The 1,663-nt window shown below is 50.2% G+C and carries 2 protein-coding genes; both read right to left on the bottom strand.

All coding sequences use genetic code 11. From position 1 onward, the window contains the following. Nucleotides 1-883 (bottom strand): hypothetical protein (locus AC1EKG_RS10405; RefSeq protein ID WP_285444650.1); only part of this gene is annotated, 883 nt, incomplete at its 3' end. A 531-nt stretch (nt 884-1,414) separates the two neighbouring features. Then, nucleotides 1,415-1,663, bottom strand: a 249-nt coding sequence (locus tag AC1EKG_RS10400) for a hypothetical protein (RefSeq protein WP_285445149.1), incomplete at its 5' end; no start/stop codon positions are given.

The raw sequence follows: 1,663 nt of genomic DNA, 5'->3' as shown, positions 1-1,663 counted from the left end.
CAACAACCTTCGCACCAGCCTTGACCTGATCACCATCCAAAGAAGCCTTGGTCTTGATAACCGGATTCTTCGGCTCAGGTTTAATGCCAGGCTGATCCGGGGGAACCATACGCTGCGCCTGGTTTACCGCAACCTTGCCGTTAGGTAGGGTCGGCGGAACGTAAGTCAGATAGCTTCCTTCAGGCGCCTTGAAATCAATCGCATGATCAAATACGGAAGGTCCACCAGCCATGGCTTTAAAGCCTGTAAGGTCAGTGAACTCTCCGGGGGTGACGCCACTGTAGGTACCAGCCTGAGGTGAAGCCTGCCCGTTCGAGTTGATAACCTCACCGGCAGTTCCCTGCGCAGTCGGGTTACCGAGCAACGCCTGGGCGTACAGGTTGTACTTTTTAGCCTCGTCGTACTTGCCTGCTTTCCAAGAGTTGATCATGTTAGTGATCATCTTGTAAGCCGCATCGTAGCGCTCTTGGCCGTGAGCGGTGTCCTTAGTCGTGTCAGCGATGTTGGCGGGAGTCAACTTCTGCGCAGTTGACTTATCCCAAATCAGATTCTTGGCATCGGCCGGAGTTCGAAGCCCCAGATCAATACACCAAGCGAAACCGATGTTGGACTTCTTATTGGTGACTCCATTGTCGGATCCACCATTACCGCCCCAAATGATATTTCCCTTATCAGCGTAGTAGCCGCTGCCTTGGGGAATATCCGCGAAGTCGTAGTTCGGAGTGAACTCGACCGTCTCTCCGAGCTCATTACCCGCGGCGAGCGCGGATTGAGGCTCGAAGACTGCAGAAAGTCCAGTCAGAGTGACGAGCAGCGAAAACAGGGCTGCGATGACAGCGCCTACTTTCAGCTCCCTCCTCCTGGCTATTCCTTGGTCTTTCATATTCTTCTTCCTTCAGATAGGTAAGAAAATGGAAACATTGTCGGTGCAATGATTCCTGAATTCCTTAGTGCTGGCAAGTGTTTGCCTGGAAGGGAGCTAGACGCATATCCACGAAAGTATAAAATTCATGCGCGTTTCGACACAGATCATTTAATTCTGTCATCTAACACGCCTGCATAAACATTTACAGCTTACCGTTGCGCCTGTTCACAGCGATTCTGAAAGATTATGAAAGTCTGAAAGAATCCCGGTAAAAGGCTGTGCTCAGCGCGAATGACAGCTTTTTAATCTTTACCAGGCGGTAATTAACGCGTGGAGTCAGATGTAAATCGGGTCACTGTTGCATTGGAGTTGATCACTATCGGCTACCACCTGGAACTTAATCTTGTTTTAATGTTAAGTTTTGCAGGCATTTCCACAGCGAACGCTAACCATCTTTACGCTACACAAGTGTTTTAAAAAAGATACTAGTTTGGCCCTGAGAGCCTAGGCTCTCAGGGCCAAACTAGTTAGAGATCGAAGACTTAGCTACTAGTCTTCCTTGCACCTCCTGGCTGCTGCAATAACGCCTACTCCCGCCAATAGCAATGCGGCGGACGCAGCACCGTACCCGAACACCTGAACACCCGTCTTTGCTATGGAAGTGCGGGCAATCGTCCTGACTACCTTGCGGCTATTACCTCGAACATTCTCAGAGATGCGCACGGTAACAGTGTCAATGACATTACCCTCACCATCCTTAACCTTGGCAACAATCTTGTCACCAGGCTTAGCATCAGC

The organism is Winkia sp. C0117E2 (genome assembly GCF_056590455.1).
The sequence above is the reverse complement of the archived record's forward strand: the minus strand, read 5'-3'. Positions and strand labels throughout refer to the sequence as shown.